This window comes from Bifidobacterium sp. ESL0775 (assembly GCF_029395475.1).
GTDB lineage: Bacteria > Actinomycetota > Actinomycetes > Actinomycetales > Bifidobacteriaceae > Bifidobacterium.
This window is the reverse complement of record NZ_CP113917.1, coordinates 1,676,819-1,694,583: the sequence shown is the minus strand read 5'-3', so window position 1 is coordinate 1,694,583 and position 17,765 is coordinate 1,676,819. Positions and strand designations below refer to the sequence as shown.

At 50.1% G+C, this 17,765-nt stretch carries 12 protein-coding genes; 9 read left to right on the top strand and 3 right to left on the bottom strand.

All coding sequences use genetic code 11. From position 1 onward, the window contains the following. Positions 1–28 precede the first annotated feature (28 nt). The 5 genes from OZX73_RS06495 (at position 29) to OZX73_RS06475 (ending at position 7,913) form a co-directional block, all read left to right on the top strand. Positions 29–1,657 carry an ABC transporter substrate-binding protein gene (locus OZX73_RS06495; RefSeq protein WP_277148679.1) on the top strand — a complete coding sequence of 543 codons (1,629 nt, stop codon included), beginning with the start codon at positions 29–31 and terminating at the stop codon, positions 1,655–1,657. Positions 1,658–2,036: 379 nt separating this feature from the next. After that, a complete protein-coding gene (locus OZX73_RS06490) occupies positions 2,037–3,671 on the top strand; it encodes an ABC transporter substrate-binding protein (RefSeq protein WP_277148677.1) in 1,635 nt (544 codons plus the stop codon). Between the two features lie 126 nt (positions 3,672–3,797). Beyond that, entirely contained in the window at positions 3,798–4,895 is a 1,098-nt protein-coding gene (locus OZX73_RS06485) for an ABC transporter permease (protein WP_277148674.1), read from the top strand. Between the two features lie 31 nt (positions 4,896–4,926). Continuing rightward, positions 4,927–6,111, top strand: a complete 1,185-nt coding sequence (locus OZX73_RS06480) for an ABC transporter permease (protein WP_348519476.1) — start codon at positions 4,927–4,929, stop codon at positions 6,109–6,111. Positions 6,112–6,203: 92 nt separating this feature from the next. Next, entirely contained in the window at positions 6,204–7,913 is a 1,710-nt protein-coding gene (locus tag OZX73_RS06475) for an ABC transporter ATP-binding protein (RefSeq protein ID WP_277150950.1), read from the top strand. A 132-nt stretch (positions 7,914–8,045) separates the two neighbouring features. Here OZX73_RS06475 and OZX73_RS06470 read toward each other — a convergent pair whose 3' ends face one another. Together OZX73_RS06470 and OZX73_RS06465 are read right to left on the bottom strand one after the other, a co-directional pair. Continuing rightward, entirely contained in the window at positions 8,046–8,894 is an 849-nt protein-coding gene (locus OZX73_RS06470; protein WP_277148672.1) for a nucleotidyl transferase AbiEii/AbiGii toxin family protein, read from the bottom strand. After that, positions 8,891–9,496 carry a hypothetical protein gene (locus OZX73_RS06465; RefSeq protein WP_277148670.1) on the bottom strand — a complete coding sequence of 202 codons (606 nt, stop codon included), beginning with the start codon at positions 9,494–9,496 and terminating at the stop codon, positions 8,891–8,893. The genes OZX73_RS06470 and OZX73_RS06465 overlap by 4 nt, the downstream gene beginning before the upstream one ends. A gap of 267 nt (positions 9,497–9,763) precedes the next feature. Here OZX73_RS06465 and OZX73_RS06460 point away from each other — a divergent pair, with 267 nt between their 5' ends. The 4 genes from OZX73_RS06460 to OZX73_RS06445 all read left to right on the top strand — a co-directional run bounded on the left by OZX73_RS06460 (position 9,764) and on the right by OZX73_RS06445 (position 16,794). Next, positions 9,764–10,591, top strand: a complete 828-nt coding sequence (locus OZX73_RS06460; protein ID WP_277148668.1) for a GIY-YIG nuclease family protein — start codon at positions 9,764–9,766, stop codon at positions 10,589–10,591. Positions 10,592–10,693: 102 nt separating this feature from the next. After that, entirely contained in the window at positions 10,694–13,819 is a 3,126-nt protein-coding gene (locus OZX73_RS06455) for an HsdR family type I site-specific deoxyribonuclease (protein ID WP_277148666.1), read from the top strand. A 17-nt stretch (positions 13,820–13,836) separates the two neighbouring features. After that, positions 13,837–15,507: a type I restriction-modification system subunit M gene (locus OZX73_RS06450; RefSeq protein WP_277148664.1), complete on the top strand. Its 1,671-nt coding sequence runs from the start codon at positions 13,837–13,839 to the stop codon at positions 15,505–15,507. 93 nt (positions 15,508–15,600) lie between these two features. Then, on the top strand, positions 15,601–16,794 hold the full coding sequence (locus tag OZX73_RS06445; RefSeq protein ID WP_277148662.1) for a restriction endonuclease subunit S: 1,194 nt from the start codon (positions 15,601–15,603) through the stop codon (positions 16,792–16,794). On the opposite strand, the gene OZX73_RS06440 is transcribed toward OZX73_RS06445, so the two are convergent. Then, the gene (locus tag OZX73_RS06440) at positions 16,795–17,712 is read right to left on the bottom strand and encodes a site-specific integrase (protein WP_277148660.1); all 918 of its coding nucleotides are present in this window, start codon (positions 17,710–17,712) and stop codon (positions 16,795–16,797) included. Between the last annotated feature and the right edge of the window lie 53 nt (positions 17,713–17,765).

The window sequence follows — 17,765 nt, the reverse complement described above, 5'->3', positions numbered from 1 at the left end:
ATTGTCGACATCATGGGAGAGAACCAAAATGAGATATAAGAAGATTCTGGCGATGGCTGTAACAGCCGCCGCCGTGGCGTCACTGGCCGCTTGCGGGGGAGTGAAGAAGGACTCCGAGGCGGCGAGCGGTTCGACGATTTCCATCGGCACCACTGACAAGGTGGTCAGTATCGATCCCGCCGGTTCGTATGACAACGGCTCATACACGGTCCAGATCCAGATTTTCCCGTTCCTGTATTCGCAGAACTACAACACCACCAAGCTCTCTCCGGATGTCGCGGCCGATGGTGGCAAATGGAGTCCCGATGGCTCCGAATTCACCGTCAAGATCAAGCCGGGCCTGAAATTCGCCAACGGCCACACCTTGGATTCCAAGGACGTGAAGTTCACCTTCGACCGCATTAAGAAGATCGATGACGAGAACGGCCCCTCCTCCATGCTGGTCAACATCGAATCGGTTTCCGCCCCCGACCCGACCACCGTGGTGTTCAAGGACTCCGCGCCGAACGACGTGACCCTCAAGGAAGTGCTTTCCAGCCCCGCCGCCCCGATCGTCGACGAGCAGGTCTTCTCTCCCGACAAGCTCACCCCCGCGGCGACCATCGTCAAAAGCAACGCCTTCGCCGGCCCCTACCGTTTGACGCAATACAAGGACAACGAGCTCGCCGTATTCGAGAAGAACCCCGTCTACAAGGGAGTCACGCCAGCGAAGAACGGCAGTGTGCAGGTCAAGTATTTCGCCGATGCCTCGAACCTCAAGATGGCCGTGCAGCAGGGTTCCGTCGATATCGCCTCGCGCACGCTCAATCCCACCGACATCCAGGACCTGAAGAAGAACAGCAAAGTCAGGGTCATCAACGGCCCGGGCGGCGAGGAGCGGTTCATCGCCTTCAACTTCAAGATCATGCCTTACGGCGAGAAGACCCCCGACGCTGATCCGGCCAAGGCGCGTGCGGTGCGCCACGCCATCGCCGACCTCATCGACCGTCAGGAGATCTCGAGCAAGGTTTACAAGGGCACCTATACGCCGATGTATTCCTTCATTCCCACCGGCTTGGATGGCAAGCAGGACACGTTGAAGGAAACCTACGGTGACGGCAACGGCAAACCGAGCTTGGAAAAGGCCAAGAAGACCCTTGACGAGGCAGGGGTCAAGACCCCGATCGACCTGAAGCTGCAATATAACAGCGACCATTACGGCGCGGCTTCGGCCGACGAGTACGCCGCGGTGAAATCGCAACTGGAGTCGGGTGGCCTCTTCAAGGTCGACCTGCAGCAGACCGAGTGGACGCAGTACAACAAGCAGCGCAACGTCACCAAGGATTCCGACGGCACCTATCCGGCCTACCAGCTTTCCTGGTATCCCGACTTCTCGGACGCCGACAACTACCTCTCCCCGTTCTTCCGTGAAGGCAACTTCATCAACAACGGCTACGAGAACAAGGAGCTCAACGATCTGATCGTCAAGCAGGCCGGCGAGCAGGACCACGCCAAGCGCATGGGGATCATCAAGCAGATCGAGGACATGGAGACCCAGGACCTCTCCACGCTGCCGCTGTTGCAAGGCAACCAGGTCGCGGTCGTCGGCAACGGCGTCAAGAACGTGATCCTCGACGCCTCGTTCCGCTTCCGTTTCGCCCCCATCACCAAGTCCTGATTCCGGGCGTATCGCCGAACGGGTTTCTTCGGTGAGGTGAATGCGACCAGCGGCTCGATGCTTTGTAAATTCCAAGTTATCGGCTGCTGGTCGTTTTGCTGTCTTTTGTCTATTGGCATCGGCGCTGGATGGCTACAAAACTATGCAAGTTTCGACGTATATTCCATGAATATCAGCGTTCAATTCCAAAATTTTCTGTTTCGCATTGTGAGATGAATCTCTTATGGTTCAGTCTCTGTTCCATAATGGCAGTAATCGGGAATGTCACGAGCATTCGGTTGGAGCTTTATAGTTTTCGTTTTTCGAGACCGTGAATATTCATCACTTTGACATAATCTAATGTTCCTGATTGCTGATATTAAAGAGAGGTTTTCCTTATATGAAGTATAAGAAGATACTGGCCGCGTTCACGGCGGTGGCGGCCTTGGCGTCGCTCGCAGCGTGCGGCGGAGTGAAAAAGGATTCCGGAGCGGCTTCGGATGCGTCGACCATCACCATCGGCACCACCGACAAGATCGTCTCCATCGATCCCGCCGGTTCCTTCGATAATGGCTCCTACGCCGTCGAGTTCCAGATTTATCCGTTCCTGTATTCGCAAAACTACAATTCTTCCGAAATGAGCCCTGATATCGCGGCCGACGGTGGAAACTGGAGTGCGGACGGTACGAAGTTCACCGTCAAGATCAAGCCTGGCCTGAAGTTCGCCAACGGCCATCCGCTGACCGCCAAGGACGTGAAGTACACGTTCGACCGTGTCAAGAAGATCAAGGACGAGAACGGCCCGTCTTCGTTGCTGGCCAATATGCAGTCCATCGACGCACCGGATGCCACCACCGTGGTCTTCACCTCGGCCGTGCCGAACGACGTGACGCTGAAGCAGGTGCTTTCCAGCCCCGCCGCCCCGATCGTTGACCATCAGGTCTATCCCGCCGACAAGCTGGCTACCTCCGACCAGATCATGAAGGGCCAAGGCTTCGCAGGTCCGTACACCTTGAGCCAGTTCAAGCAGAACGAGACCGCGCAGTTTATCAAGAACCCCGCATACAAGGGCCTGACCCCGGCCAAGAACAAGACCGTGCAGGTCAAGTACTTCGCCGATGCCTCGAACCTCAAGATGGCCGTTCAGCAGGGCTCCGTCGAAGTGGCGTCCCGCACACTGAGCCCGACCGATATCCAGGACCTGAAGAAGAGCGGCAAGGTCAACGTCGTCAAGGGCCCCGGTGGTGAGGAGCGTTTCATCGCCTTCAACTTCAAGATCATGCCTTACGGCGAGAAGACCTCCGACCCTGACCCGAAGAAGGCCACCGCGGTTCGTCACGCGTTCGCCGATCTGCTCGATCGCGAATCCATCGCCCAGCGTGTCTACAAGGGCACCACTTACACCCCGATGTATTCCTTCATTCCCAGCGGCCTGACCGGCCATGTGGACACGTTGAAGGAGACCTACGGTGACGGCAACGGCAAGCCGAGCCTCGAGAAGGCCAAGAAGGCTTTGGACGAGGCCGGTGTGAAGACCCCAGTCGACTTGAAGCTGCAGTACAACAGCGACCATTACGGCGCGGCTTCGGCCGATGAGTATGCGGCCGTGAAGTCCCAGCTCGAGACCGGCGGCCTCTTCAAGGTCGACCTGCAGCAGACCGAGTGGACGCAGTATAACAAGGACCGTGTCGTCACCGCGCAGTCCGACGGTTCCTACCCGGCCTACCAGGTCGGCTGGTTCCCGGACTATCCGGATCCCGACGATTATCTCTCCCCGTTCTTCCGTGATGGCAACTTCGTCAACAACGGCTACAAGAACACCGAGATGAACGCGCTGATTGCCAAGCAGGCCGGTGAGCAGGACAAGACCAAGCGTGTCGCCATGCTGAAGCAGATTCAGGACATGGCCACGCAGGACCTTTCCGTCATCCCGCTTCTGCAGGGCTCTCAGGTCGCGGTCACCTCGAAGAACATCAAGGGAGTGGTGCTGGACGGTTCGTTCCGCTTCCGTTACTGCTCTATCGTCAAGTCCTGATAAAATGAGTAAATAATCCTGTTTTGTAGGGATTTGACATCTCAGCGTTGATACCGGTGACGTCTTTTTCAGTACGTGCCGGTATCATGCTGTTTAAATGTTATTAATTTGAGGAATTGGTAAGATATGTCTGAAAAGACTGCCGGTCAGGTGGACGCCAAAGCGCCATCAAAGGCAAAGAAACCTAAGAAGAACAGGTTGTCAGGCGGGTTCTTCCGCTTCGTGCTGACAAGATTCCTGTTGATCATCCCCACGGTGTTCATCCTGGTCACCGTCGTGTTCTTCGTCATGCGCGCCACCGGCGACCCGATTTCGGCCGCACAGGGCGGCAGGTTGAGCCCCGCGGAACTTCAGCGCCGTATCCACGCCGCAGGCTATGACCGCCCGCTCATCGTGCAGTACGGTGACTATCTCTGGAAGCTCCTGCACGGCGACCTCGGCACCACATTGACCGACAACCAGCCCGTCAGCTCGATTCTGATGCACTATGGCGCCGCGACCTTCGAGCTCGCCATCCTGGCGCTGATCGTCGCGCTGGTGGTCGGCATCGGCCTCGGCCGTGTCGCCGCAAAGCATCGCGACCACGCCTCTGACGCCTGCATCAGGGTCTTCGCCATCCTCTGCTACGCCACCCCGGTCTTCTTCCTCGGACTTGTGCTGAAGCTCATCTTCTCCTCATGGTTGGGCGTGCTCCCGAGCTCCGGGCGTTCCTCGCTGGGCAGCGAGATGCAGTTCGGCAGACTCGTCTCGCCGACAGGCTTCTACATCATCGATGCGTTGCAGCTGGGGGATATGCAGGTGCTGGGCGACGTCCTGCTGCATGCCATCCTTCCGGCCATCGCGCTCGGTCTTCTGACGGCGGGCGTGTTCATCCGTTTGGTCCGCACCAATGTCATCTCCACTTACAATTCCGGTTACGTCGAGGCGGCGCGTTCGCGCGGCGTCTCCGAGAAGCGCCTGCTTTCCAAGCACGCCTGGCGTCCCGCGCTCATCCCGATCATCACGGTGATGGGCATGCAGATCGCGACGATGCTCGCCGGCGCCGTGCTTACCGAGACCACTTTCGAATGGAAGGGCCTGGGCTTCATGCTTTCGCAGTATCTGAAAGCCCGCGATTTCGTGGCCGTCCAGGGCATCGTGATCCTGATCGCCATCATCGTAGCCGTGGTCAATTTCATCGTCGACGTCGTCAGCGCGTTGATCGACCCGAGAGTGAGGTACTGATTTGTCTAGAGGAACTTCCGCTTCCAGCACCATCGCGCTCTCGCACGACGAGCGTTTGGAGCATCTTAACGCCAAGAAAAAGCAGTCCTGGTTCTCCAAGCTGCCCCTGATCAGCGAACTGCGCATGTCGGTCGGCTGGCAGCGCGGCATGCTCATCACCGGTCTGATCATCACCATCTTCTTCATCCTCGTGGCCATTTTCGCGCCGGTTCTGGCGCCGTATGGCTTCGCACAGATCAAGGCGGCCGACGGCACCGCGTTCCCGACGCAGGCCCCGCCAAGCTCGGCCCACCCGTGGGGCACCACGGTCGCCGGCTTCGACGTGTTGAGCCGCACCATCTGGGGCGCGCGCACCGCCGTCATCGCCATCATCATCGCCGTCGTGCTCTCCATCTTCGTCGGCGTCCTGCTCGGCCTGGTCTCCGGCTACTTTGGCGGCTGGATCGACCGTGTGCTCGTCGTGATCGCCGACGCCATCTACTCCTTCCCGTCGCTGCTGCTCGCCATCCTGATGGCCATCGTCATCTCGGGCGGCCAGTCCAGCCTGTGGGGCGGCATCTTCGCCTCCGGCATCTCGATTACTGTGGTCTACATCCCGCAGTACTTCCGCACCATCCGCGCTGAAGTAATGCGTATCAAGGAATCCGCCTACATCGAGTCCGCGCGCGTGGTCGGCGCCTCCACTTGGAGGATCATGACCAAGCATCTGCTCAAGAACTCGACACGTACGTTGCCGGTCATCCTGACCCTGAACTCCTCCGAAGCGGTCTCCACACTCGCGGGCCTCGGTTTCCTCGGTTTCGGCATTGAGCCGACTGCGGCCGCCGAATGGGGCTACGACCTGAACCGTTCCGTGGCCGACGTCACCGCCGGCATCTGGTGGACCGCCATCTTCCCGGGCCTGGCCATCGTGCTCATCGTCCTGGGCATCACGTTGGTGGGCGAGTCCCTGAACGATCTTGCCGACCCGCGTCTGCGCGCTCGCAAGTCCGCGGCCGAGGTCATCGGCTCCATTGAGGACACGTCCGTCGACCCGAACAAGAGCGATGACGTAGCCGTGGAGATCGACGGCAAGACCATCGACGCGAACGACACGAGTGACATCGCGACCGCGGTCGTGGACGATCCCGTCGTCCCCGGTTCCTCAGGTGCCGCTGGCGCCGCAGGAGCCGCCGGACAGCATTCGGACGCTCAGCGTCAGGGAGATGAACGATAATGAGCGAAACGAACAATACACAAACCACAGAAGCCACTGAAGACGTCAACACCGCCGGCGCTTCCTACGGAAAAGCCGCTGAGAACGCCGTGATGCCCCATCTTTCCAAGAATATGCTGGCTTCGGTCGACAAGCTCGGCGTCTCCTTCGTCACCGACGCGGGCCCTATCAAGGCCGTCGACGACATCACCTTCACCATCCCGCGCAAGACCGTGGTCGGCGTGGTCGGCGAATCCGGTTCCGGCAAGTCCGTCACCGCCCGCTCGATCATCAAGTTGCTGCCTGAGACGGCATCGACCTCCGGCGCGATCTACATCTCCAACAAGGAGGGCACCGGCGAACTCGACGTGCTGAAGCTTTCCGGCGAGGAACTGCGCCAGCTGCGAGGCGGCGAGGCCGCGATGGTCTTCCAGGAGCCCAACTCCGTGCTGAATCCGGTGTTCACTATCGGCTGGCAGATCGAAGAGGGCCTGCGCGCCCACGGCATGAAGGACAAGAAGGAACTCCGCGAAAAGTCCATCGAGATCCTGAAGAAGGTCGGTATCCCCGATGCCGAGACCCGCATCGACTACTATCCGCACCAGTTCTCCGGCGGCCAGAAGCAGCGTATCGTCATCGCGATGGCGCTCGTTCTGAACCCCGGCCTGATCCTCGCCGACGAGCCCACCACGGCGCTCGACGTGACCGTGCAGATGGAGATCCTTGATTTGTTGCGCCTCGCACGCGACGAGTTCGGCGCCTCGGTGCTCATCATCACCCACAACATGGGCGTGATCGCCGACATCGCCGACCAGGTGGTCGTGATGTACCAGGGCCATGTCGTCGAGCAGGGCGACGTGGAGCAGATCTTCTACCATCCGAAGGACCCGTACACCCAGCGCCTGCTCGCCTCCGTGCCGCGCATCGGCGAGAAGCTCGTCGTCAAGAACAAGGACGGCAGCGTCGTCAAGCGTTCCGTTGATTGGCGTGAGGAGCCTGTGGTCGTCGAGGCCAAGGGCATGAGCGTCACTTATCCCGGCCGTCTGATGCAGCCCGATTTCGTAGCCGTCAACAAGGTCGATTTCGAAATCCACCGTTCCGAGGTTCTGGGACTGGTGGGGGAGTCCGGCTCTGGCAAGTCCACCACAGGCCGCGCCATCGCCGGTCTACAGAAGATCAGCGACGGGTCGCTCAAGGTCTTCGGCGTCGAGATGAGCGGTGTCAAGGAACGCGACTTCAAGCCCAAGCGCGCCGACATCGGCTTCGTCTTCCAGGACCCGGGCAGTTCGTTCGACCCGCTCATGACCATCGCCGAGAACGTGGCCGAGCCGCTGATTGTGCACAAGAAATATTCATCGGTCGCTGACGCAAGGAACTACGTCGGTGAGTTGATGGAGATGGTGCAATTGCCGCGTGTCTACATGGACCGTTTCCCGCATGAGCTCTCCGGTGGCCAGCGCCAGCGTGCATCGCTTGCCAGGGCACTTGCCCTGAAGCCATCGTTGCTGATCGCCGACGAGCCGACTTCCGCACTGGACGTCTCCGTGCAGGCCAAGGTCTTGGAGCTTTTCAAGCGCCTGCAGGTCGAGATCGGCTTCGCGTGCCTGTTCATCACCCACGATCTTGCGGTGGTCGACATGCTCGCTGACCGCATCATGGTGATGCACAAGGGCCAGATCGTCGAGCACGGCGATGCCAGCCAGATCATCGAGCATCCCCAGGACGCCTACACCCAAAAGCTCCTGGCCTCCCTCCCGGTCCCCGACCCTCGCCAACAGCGCGAGCGCAGAGAGCAGCTCCATCGCCTCCGCGCGCAGGAGTAAACGTGCATTATGATTATCGAAAGTCACGAAAGTGATTTTCATAGTTGAAAATTAATAAAGGGTTCTGTCGTTTGGCTAGACACGGAACCCTTTATGATTGTTAGATCATTTCTAGGCCGTTTGTTATTAGATTTACAGTCCTGCCATTTTTCCTAATTGAATAACACTGTCTATGACTTCATCGAAACTTCTACCGGCAGCATACGAATTCGCGGCGATATATGGTTTCCATATACTCCGTTGAAAATAATCAGAATTTCTAAGTTCATCGCAAACGGATTCATAATTTTGCATAATCTCATAAGACCCGCGATTTTTGGCTGTATTGGTTATAGCTCGATTCAGAGTTTGAGAATCAAGATTCCCGCTGAAACGCCTATATAAGATGTCCAAATCATAAAAATCACGCGCTCGTCCGTTTTCGCTACCTCGACGTATTACCGTCTCAATCTTTTCGGCGATAAGTGTTTCTATTGGATATGCCTTAATCCGAATAGTTTTTCCATCCATAAGCGTGGGATAGTTGTAATCAATTGGATTAGGGGTGATAGCATCTCCAGTGGTGAGGTCTAATTTCAGTGGGGCATCGATGCGACCATATTTCGCTCTGAGATGGGCTCTGAAATCCGCGTATTTGTCTTTTTCTCGAATTGGTTCCAAACGTTCGAACACGAATGAAAATTCATCTTTCAAATCAACGTCACAAATTTCTTGAAGAACGTGCTTAAGCTGTTCTTTCTCCATGGAAATTCCTCGTATTGTCGCATCCAGATCCATTGTGGTTCGGCCTGAGATACCAATAAGCGACGAAATAAGCAGCCCTCCTTTGAGAATGAACTGGTCGGAATATTGTGTTTTTGCCAGGCGTTCAAGGAAATGTTCAAATATCACCATTTGCAATATTTCCTGTGCTGATAAATGGTTTGCTTGGGCAAGTGTACGCACTTTGCCGCGTAGACTGGCATCACCGTTCGGATTCATAGCAGTACCTCAGTGTATCTGTGCAGTTCATTGCTTACATGTAACAGTTTCGCATAGTTCGACAGTTTTTTCATGTCGGGCGTTGGGTCAGCAAAATAGCGTTTCAAAGATTCGGAGAAGACCTGAATATCGATATTGTTCGAGTTTCTGGCTTTTAAAACGTCACAGATGCAGCGTTCTTTGTCATACGCTGGCACAATGTTTCCTGCTGGTGTTTTGGCTTCACTGAGTCCGATTTCGTATTTTTCCTTGATGACGGTATGGAAGATTATATTAGGGAATTCTTTGTGAGTGGTGCGCGGCATGTACCCTTCAGGAACCGTAAGGTCGATAACGTGTGGCGTACGGTCTGTTAAATCATGAAGCCAGAGTGCACTGCCATATGAAACGACGCAGCGTTTCCAGCGTCTGGTGATTGTGGCCAAATCGTCGATTGGAACCTCTGGTAAGGACCAGATTCCTCTGGTTTCATTGACAATGAGGTTTTTCTCGCTCATATAGTTAAGAAAGCCGGGTGAGAATCCGGCGCTGGTGATTTCCGAAGTCGAGAGTGTGCCGCTGTTATCTTTTAAAAGCTGGATTAATTCTTTGGTTCGTTTCATGTAATCCTTTGAAATATAAACAATAATATTAATAATATATTGTATATACTACAATAATTTCAGGAAAATAAAAGAATTGACAGTAGAATTTTTCTTATTACTGATTTGAACTGAAAACAGCTGAAGATGTTGCTTAAAGATTATGAGATCAAAATTGTAATTCTAACATTTGATAAAGTTCTTACAAGACAGAGTGGATGAGCTTTGTATCTACATTCTGATTATTGTTGTTTGTAGTGTCTAACTGACGAGAAGTGGAGATTACAAATGAATAAGATAGAAATCATTACCACTCAATATGTGGATGGCAATCCAGAGGGAATTCGTGTTTGCCGGCGAATGCTTTCTGCCATGACTACACTTGTTATTCCTCGTCATTTGCTTGCTGACGCTAAGAAGCTTGAAAATTTGCCATTAAGAGGTATCTATTACCTCATTGATGAAGAAGATGGAGCTTTGGCGCGTGTTTATGTTGGACAGACTAGTCAAGGCATATTGCGCTTAGACGTGCATAAGGCGAAGAAAGATTTCTGGAACAAGGCAATTATGTTCCTTGCTGACGATGATGTGTTTTCGCTTGATCTCATTAGTGCCCTTGAAAAATATGGCATAGAAAAAGCGCAAAAATCGCAACGCTATACAGTAGAAAACAAAGCTAATCCGAAATACCACATCAATCAATCTCAAAAAGTTCTAGTTGGGAAAGTTTTCGAAGAAATTGAATTTATGATGGCTTCACTTGGCTATACCCTCGATTCTCCCATCGTTTCTGTAGCGCAGGATGGGTTGCTTTATACTCATCGGCGAGGTATTCGCGCTATGGGCGTTTACAAGGATAGATTTACTGTTTTAAAGGGATCTGTCATTGATATGACAACTGAGCCTAAGGAGACCATTTATACACGTCTTCGTCAGAATTTAGTTGATTCTGGTGATCTTGTTGAATCGGATGAGAGAGTATGGACTCTTAAAAAGTCGATAGAGTTCAAATCGCCAAGTGGTGCTGCCGATTTTGTACTCGGCGGTTCAAATAACGGTTGGGTAGAGTGGCGTGATCGTGCAGGACGTTCAATGAGCGAATTGTATCGAGAGTAATGAGTTTGTCAGGTTGCTGGACAGCCTCTTTGCAAATTGCGTAAGATAGTGTGAACAGCAAATTTAGTATTGTACTTAATGAAAAGTACAAGGGAGAATCTTGTGGATAGCGAACTTGATTTTGAAATGGAACTGATTCATCATCTTGAATCCATTGGTGGAACCAAACAATGGGAATATCTGCCGAATATCAAAACCATAGCGGCTTTGTGGGCTAATTTCCGTTCCATTCTTGAAAGAAACAATAAAGAGAAATTACAGGGGACTCCACTTTCTGATGCCGAGTTTGCTCAAGTTAAGAAAGTCATCTGTGATCTAGGGTCTCCTTATGAAGCCGGGCGTTGGATTTATGGTATGAATGGCGTTACCCAAGTCGAGGTCGACCGCGATGATAAATCTGATGGCAGTAAGGGCGATCATATATTCCTGACGGTTTTTGATCAGTCAAACGTTGGAGCTGGGAATACCGTCTATCAGATTGTCAACCAGATTGAGCATCCAAGGGTTTTGGCGGGTCGAAAACAGCGCCGTTTTGACACCACATTGTTGATTAATGGTCTGCCCGTTATTCATATTGAAGAAAAGTTCCATCACCATGATGCGCATGAGGCATTGAATCAGATTCGTCAATATATCGATGAAGGCCAGTTCAGTGACATTTATTCGACGGTCCAGATATTGGTTGGTATGACGCCTGATCAGGCGTTGTATATGGCTAATACTGATTCTGAATCATTTAACACTGATTTCGCTTTCCAATGGCAACGAGAAGCAGACAGCAAACCAGTTTGGGGTTGGCGTGAGTTTGCTGACCTTATGCTTTCAATTCCAATGGCCCACCAAATGGCTACCAGTTACATGATTCTTGATGGTGATCCCAAGCATAAGAATCTCATCGTTATGCGTCCATATCAGGTGTACGCCACAAAACGTGTGATCAATGCTTTAAGGAAATATACCTTCGGAGTAGATAAACATGAGGTCGGCTATATTTGGCACACTACTGGTTCTGGTAAGACCATCAGCAGCTTCAAGACCGCTTGGTTAGCATCGCGTCTACCTAATGTCGACAAAGTAGTATTTGTGGTTGATCGCGTTGCTCTTACGGACCAGACGTTCGCTAAATACAACGCTTATGATCCTGATACGGATGATGAAAACAATAACGGTGTCGTTTCTGAAACTGCTAACACTGGGGTTCTGGCGCAAAAGTTGCGTAGCAAGCAGGCAAACAACACTATCGTGGTGACCTCGATTCAAAAACTTGACCGTTTGTGCAAACGAGATTCGTTTGCTGTTCCTGATAAGAATTTCGTTTTCATCGTTGATGAGGCTCATCGTTCCACTAACGGTGATATGCTCAAGCGCATCAAAAAGAGCTTCCTGCGGTCTGCATGGGTCGGTTATACGGGAACACCTGTATTTGATGGCGATTTGACCAGACAGGCTTTTGGTGACGTTTTGCACACCTACACTATCCGTGAGGCGATAGCCGATGGGAACGTGCTTGGGTTCAAGGTCGATTTTGAGCATACGCTTAAAGAAGCAGAAATCAAGGATGAGCTTCTTCCTAAAATGTTGGAGGAGAAATACCCGAATTGGGGCGAGAAAGCGATCAATAAGAAAATCGCCAACATGTCTCCTGAGGAAGTAGACGACTATATTGATTCAGATTTGTATGACAACAATGCCAAGCATGTTGAAGCTGTCGTGGATGATATCGTCAAGCATTGGCGTAATCGTTCGAAAGAAGGCAAATACAGTGCGATTCTGACCACGCACGTTGGTGGTTTGCAGGCTTCGGCGCCGATGGCATTGCAATATTTTGATGAGTTTCAGAAAAAGAACGAAGAACTTATTGCAGCGCATAAGAAGCCGTTGAATGTGGCGGTCACATTCTCGTATGCAACTGATAATTCCGAACATCAGTTGGAGAAGAACAAGGGATTACGCCGTGCGATGGATGCTTATAACGCTACATTTGGAACTTCGTTTGACGATGAAACCGTCGATGGTTATTTCAAAGATGTCATGGGTCGGCTTCGTGGGGAAGACGATGGCCCGAAGCTTGATTTGGTTATTGTCATCGACCAGTTGCTAACGGGCTATGATGCGCCCAAAGTCAATACATTGTATGTTGATCGTACATTGGCCGGAGCTAATCTGATTCAGGCCTATTCGCGGACGAATCGCATCGACAACCATAAAGACAAGCCATGGGGGATTATTGTCAATTACCGTTGGCCTGAAACATCAAAAAGATTGATGGATGCCGCACTGAAGGTGTATGCGAATCGTGAATCAGCTTCTGTGCAAGGTGAGCTTGAGGATCCTGGCCTTTCTGGCGTTGTCGCGGAAGAATTTAAGGATACGCTGGCTGCGGCTAAGGAAGTGGTAAATCAAATTCGTGAGCTCTCAGATGGATTCACCGAGGTGCCGCCAAGTGAGAACGCCAAGCAAGAACTGGCGAATCTCATCAGCAAATATGGCACCAAGGTTTCTCAGCTGAAACAGTATACGGAATATGACTATGATCGCCCTGAAAAATTGTGTCATGAACTTGGAATCACAGAAGATAATGACAACTGGATTAATAATTCAGCACGTAACGTTCTGAAGGATTGGGCTGCCAAACACCCGAAGGACGATACGCTTGATCTTTCCATGCTGGACTTCGACGTCGAGCACATTGCAGAAGTGAAAATTAATTATGACTATATAGCCGAACTTTTGGCTCAGGTCTTGAATGAGGTTCACGAAGGTAAAGACGCTCAGGAAACTTACGGTACGTTCGTGCGCGCAACCGATCAACTGGAAGACCGCCGTCTAGCAGGACAGATGAAAGACACTGCTGATGCGGCGATGAATGGTGAGGATTTGAACGTCGAGTATCCTGTTCAGCCTAATTCTGTTGAAGAACTGGTGCGGAAAAGAACCAAAGACAACCGCCAGAATGCAATTGCGGATTTCCGGCATCATTGGGGTTTGGTCGAAGTTATGACTGCCGATTTGCTTATCGATAAGATGTTACAGCGTCATACGCTTGATGCGGATGATTTGCGTGATGGCGAGGAGCTCTCAAAATTGCTCGGAATGGCTACTAAGGGAAGAGTTTATAAACAGGCTGCGGAAGATCCGGCAGTTCGCGAACTTTCTCCGGTAAAATATCGAAATGAGTTTCGTGCCGCATTCCGCGAGTTTGCGGATTATGTTGTTGCCCATTACTGAGGAAATGAGGAATACCGATGAGTGATGTACAGAATGAAGCCAGGCAGCTTACTTCTCAATTGTGGGCAATGGCCAATGATCTTCGTGGCAAGATGTCGGCCGACGAATTTCGTGATTATATTCTTGGTTTCATCTTCTATCGTTATCTTTCCGATAAGCAGGAGAACTACATTGCCAGCGCTGATCTTTTGGACGTCAAAGCTGGCGAAAGCATCAATGATGCATACAAACGTCAAGCGCCAGTAGATGGTATAGAAGAATGGCGAGAGGACATTGCTCATGACTTGGGTTATGCTATCGATCCCGAATATACTTGGGCCTCTATGATGCAAGGGATTGTTGACCAGACGATTCGTCCAGATTATTTCCAGAATATGTTTGATAGTTTCAAACGCAATGCCGAGTTGGCTGCCGAAAGGAATAATTCAAAGAGTGAGAAGGATTTTCGAGATGTGTTTTCGGATATCAATCTTTCTGATTCAAGTCTGGGAAACTCCACTGCCGCAAGGGCAAAGAGTCTTTCCAATATCGCGCAGAAAATCGATACGGTCGATTTTATGGATGCGCAGGGCCACGATTTGCTCGGAGACGTCTACGAATATCTGATTTCTGAATTCGCAAGCGATTCCGGTAAGAAGGCAGGGGAATTTTATACTCCTCACGAAGTTTCCCGAGTTTTGGCACGTTTGGTGACTTTCAAAGATCCAGAGGTCTCGAATAAAAGCGAAAACCCATTGTGGAATTCTGCTCGAAATTTCTCTTTGTACGATCCGACGATGGGTTCTGGTTCATTGTTGCTGACAGTACAGAAGGAATTGCCTGTGCGTACTGAGTTTGCCTCGACTGTGTTTTATGGGCAAGAGCTTAACCGGACTACTTACAACCTTGCTCGTATGAATCTGATGATGCATGGTGTTGGCTTTGAAAGTATGAATCTACGAAATGCCGATACGCTGGAATCCGATTGGCCTGATGGCACGGATGTCAATGGCATCGACCATCCGCTGTTCTTTGATGCTGTAGTGGCTAATCCGCCGTATTCCCAGCATTGGGACAATGCCGAATCGAAAATGAAGGACCCGCGTTTTAAGGATTATGGCAAGCTCGCGCCTAAATCAAAGGCCGATTTTGCATTCGTGGAGCACTGCATTTACCATCTGAAAGATACTGGGCGAATGGCTATCGTATTGCCGCATGGCGTCTTGTTCAGAGGTGCGGCAGAAGGAACGATTCGTAAGGCGATTATTGATAAGAACTACCTTGATGCTGTTATTGGTATGCCGGCAAATCTGTTCTACAACACGTCGATCCCTACGGTTGTTTTGGTTTTCTTGAAGAATCGCAGCCGTGACGATATCTTCTTCATCGATGCCTCGAAAGAGTTTGAAAAGGGTAAGAACCAGAACCATTTGCGTGACGAAGATATCGATAAGATTGTCGATACCTATGCAGCTCGCAAGGATGTTGACAAATATGCTCACGTTGCGTCGCTTGATGAAGTTAAGGAAAACGATTACAACCTCAATATTCCCCGTTATGTTGATACTTTCGAGGAAGAAGAACCAATCGATATCAATGAGGTAAACCGGCAACTGGCTGAAACCGACAAAGAAATTGCCGAATTGCAGGTAAAATTCGATGCCATGGTAAAGGAACTAGTGCCGACTGATAAAGCAGACGGTCAATAATCTTTAACCTTATGAGTTCGTAATCTATTCAACATTTTTTATTTTCGTTTGACGAACTTACGCTAAAAAGCAGAGTAAGTGAAGGAGTGCTCCATGTCTGAACAACAAAAAGACCGAAAACTGGTGCCGCAGTTACGTTTTAAGGGTTTTAATGACCCTTGGGAGCAGCGTAAGTTAGGCAGTTGCCTAAATTTACTTAAAGACGGGACACATGGAACTCACCAAGAGGCTGATGGGCCTTATCTATTAAGCGCTAAAAATATTAAAAACGGAAAGGTCATATTCGATAAATCTGATAGACACATCTCATTTGATGATTACAATCAAATCTTTCATAACTATGAGCTTTTACCTAATGATGTTTTGCTCACAATCGTGGGTTCAATCGGCGAAACAGCTCAAGTCCCCGAAGACATACCACCAATTGCCTTTCAGCGTAGTGTAGCAGTGCTGAGAGGCAAAAATAATCTGCTGAATTCATATCTTCTGGATTATTTAAGAACCGAAAACGTACAAAACCAACTAAGACAATTCACTTCAATTTCAGCTCAACCCGGTATTTACTTGGCTGACTTAGCTGAGATAAAAATTGCCGTTCCCGCAAGCGACGAACAAAGAAGAATCTCAGCATTTTTCAAAACGCTGGATGACCTCATCGCTGCCTGCGAGCGTAAAGTTGAGCTCCTCAAGAAGCGCAAACGCTACTACCTGCAACAGATCTTCAGCCAACGGCTCCGGTTCAAAGGCTTCACCCAACCCTGGCAAGAGCGTAAGTTAAAAGAAGTTGCTTTAATCGTTATGGGTCAGTCGCCAAAAGGCGAAAATTATACTCTAAATCATGACGATCCGATTTTGGTTCAGGGTAATGCTGATTTAGTAAATGGATGGGTAAAGCCGAGAATCCATACAAAAGAAGTTACTAAAGAAGCAATGCCAGGAGACTTAATCTTTACTGTGAGAGCTCCAGTTGGGGAAGTAGGAAAAACTTCATATAAAGTGGTATTAGGTCGAGGGGTAGCGGCTATTCGCGGAAATGATTTTATTTTCCAAGTACTTCTGAATGCAAGAAATGAAAAGTTATGGAGCCGAATTAGTTCCGGCTCCACTTTTGATTCTATTTCTTCAACTGAATTGGAAAATTTTACATTCTTTTTGCCAGAATATAACGAACAAGTTGCAATAGGACTTTTTTTACAAGAGTTGGATGCTATTAGTTCATTAAACGACAGAAAAATTAATCTTTATCAGTATGTGAAGAAGTTCTATCTTCAAGCTTTATTCAGATAACTAGAGCGTACTCAGAAATTGCATGACTTTATCATTGTCCTTATTCTCAAGTTCACGAATCACATGCAGATATGTGGTCTGAGTTGTAGTCATATTTGAGTGTCCTAATCGTTTGGCTACAGAGGCTACAGAAACTCCAGCATAAAGTAATAGCGATGCATGAGTGTGGCGAAGCCCATGAATAGAAATAATAGGAATATTGGCATCTGAGCATAGCTTCGCTAATCGATCATTGACCGTTGCATTATAGACGCGCTTCTGTTGAACAAAGAAAGGCTCATTCTTTGGTAGTCCTTGCAACAACTGATTGAATTGCATGGCAAGTTGCCAATCGATACGTACTTTACGAACTGAAGAGGTGTTTTTAGTCGGAGCGAACTTTCCTATTGGAGACTTGTAATCCCAAGTTTTAGACACAGAAATCTCCTGCTTCTGGAAATTGAAATCACTAGGTGTCAAACCTAAGGCTTCAGCAAATCTCAATCCTGTTTTAGAGATAAGCAGAATCAAATAATCCCAGTTAACGGAATTGTTCAGATCAAGTTCTTGGAGTAATGATTCTAATTCTTTTTCATTCAGGAACTTTGGCTTATGTCTTTGGGTCTTAGTCCCTTTGATAACGATTCTTCTAGTTGGATCCTTTTTAATAATACCTTCTTCAACTGCATCCAACAGGGCACTTTTGACTTGGTGGTGAAAGTCTAGAACAGTTTGCCGCTCATGTGTACAAGCATATTTATTAAGAAGCTCCTGGTACTTTATTCGTGTTATACTTCCTAGACGGAGATTAGGGGCTAATTCTTTTAATTTCTTTTGTGTGACTACATACTTGTGATAGGTGACATCAGCAACAGCGCCTAATTTATACATCTCTATCCACTGTTTAAAGTAAATCGGCAATGTTTGATTCTTGTTCATCCTTACTCTCCATTTATCTGTTGATTTCCAACAAATGAAGGCTAACAAAGTAT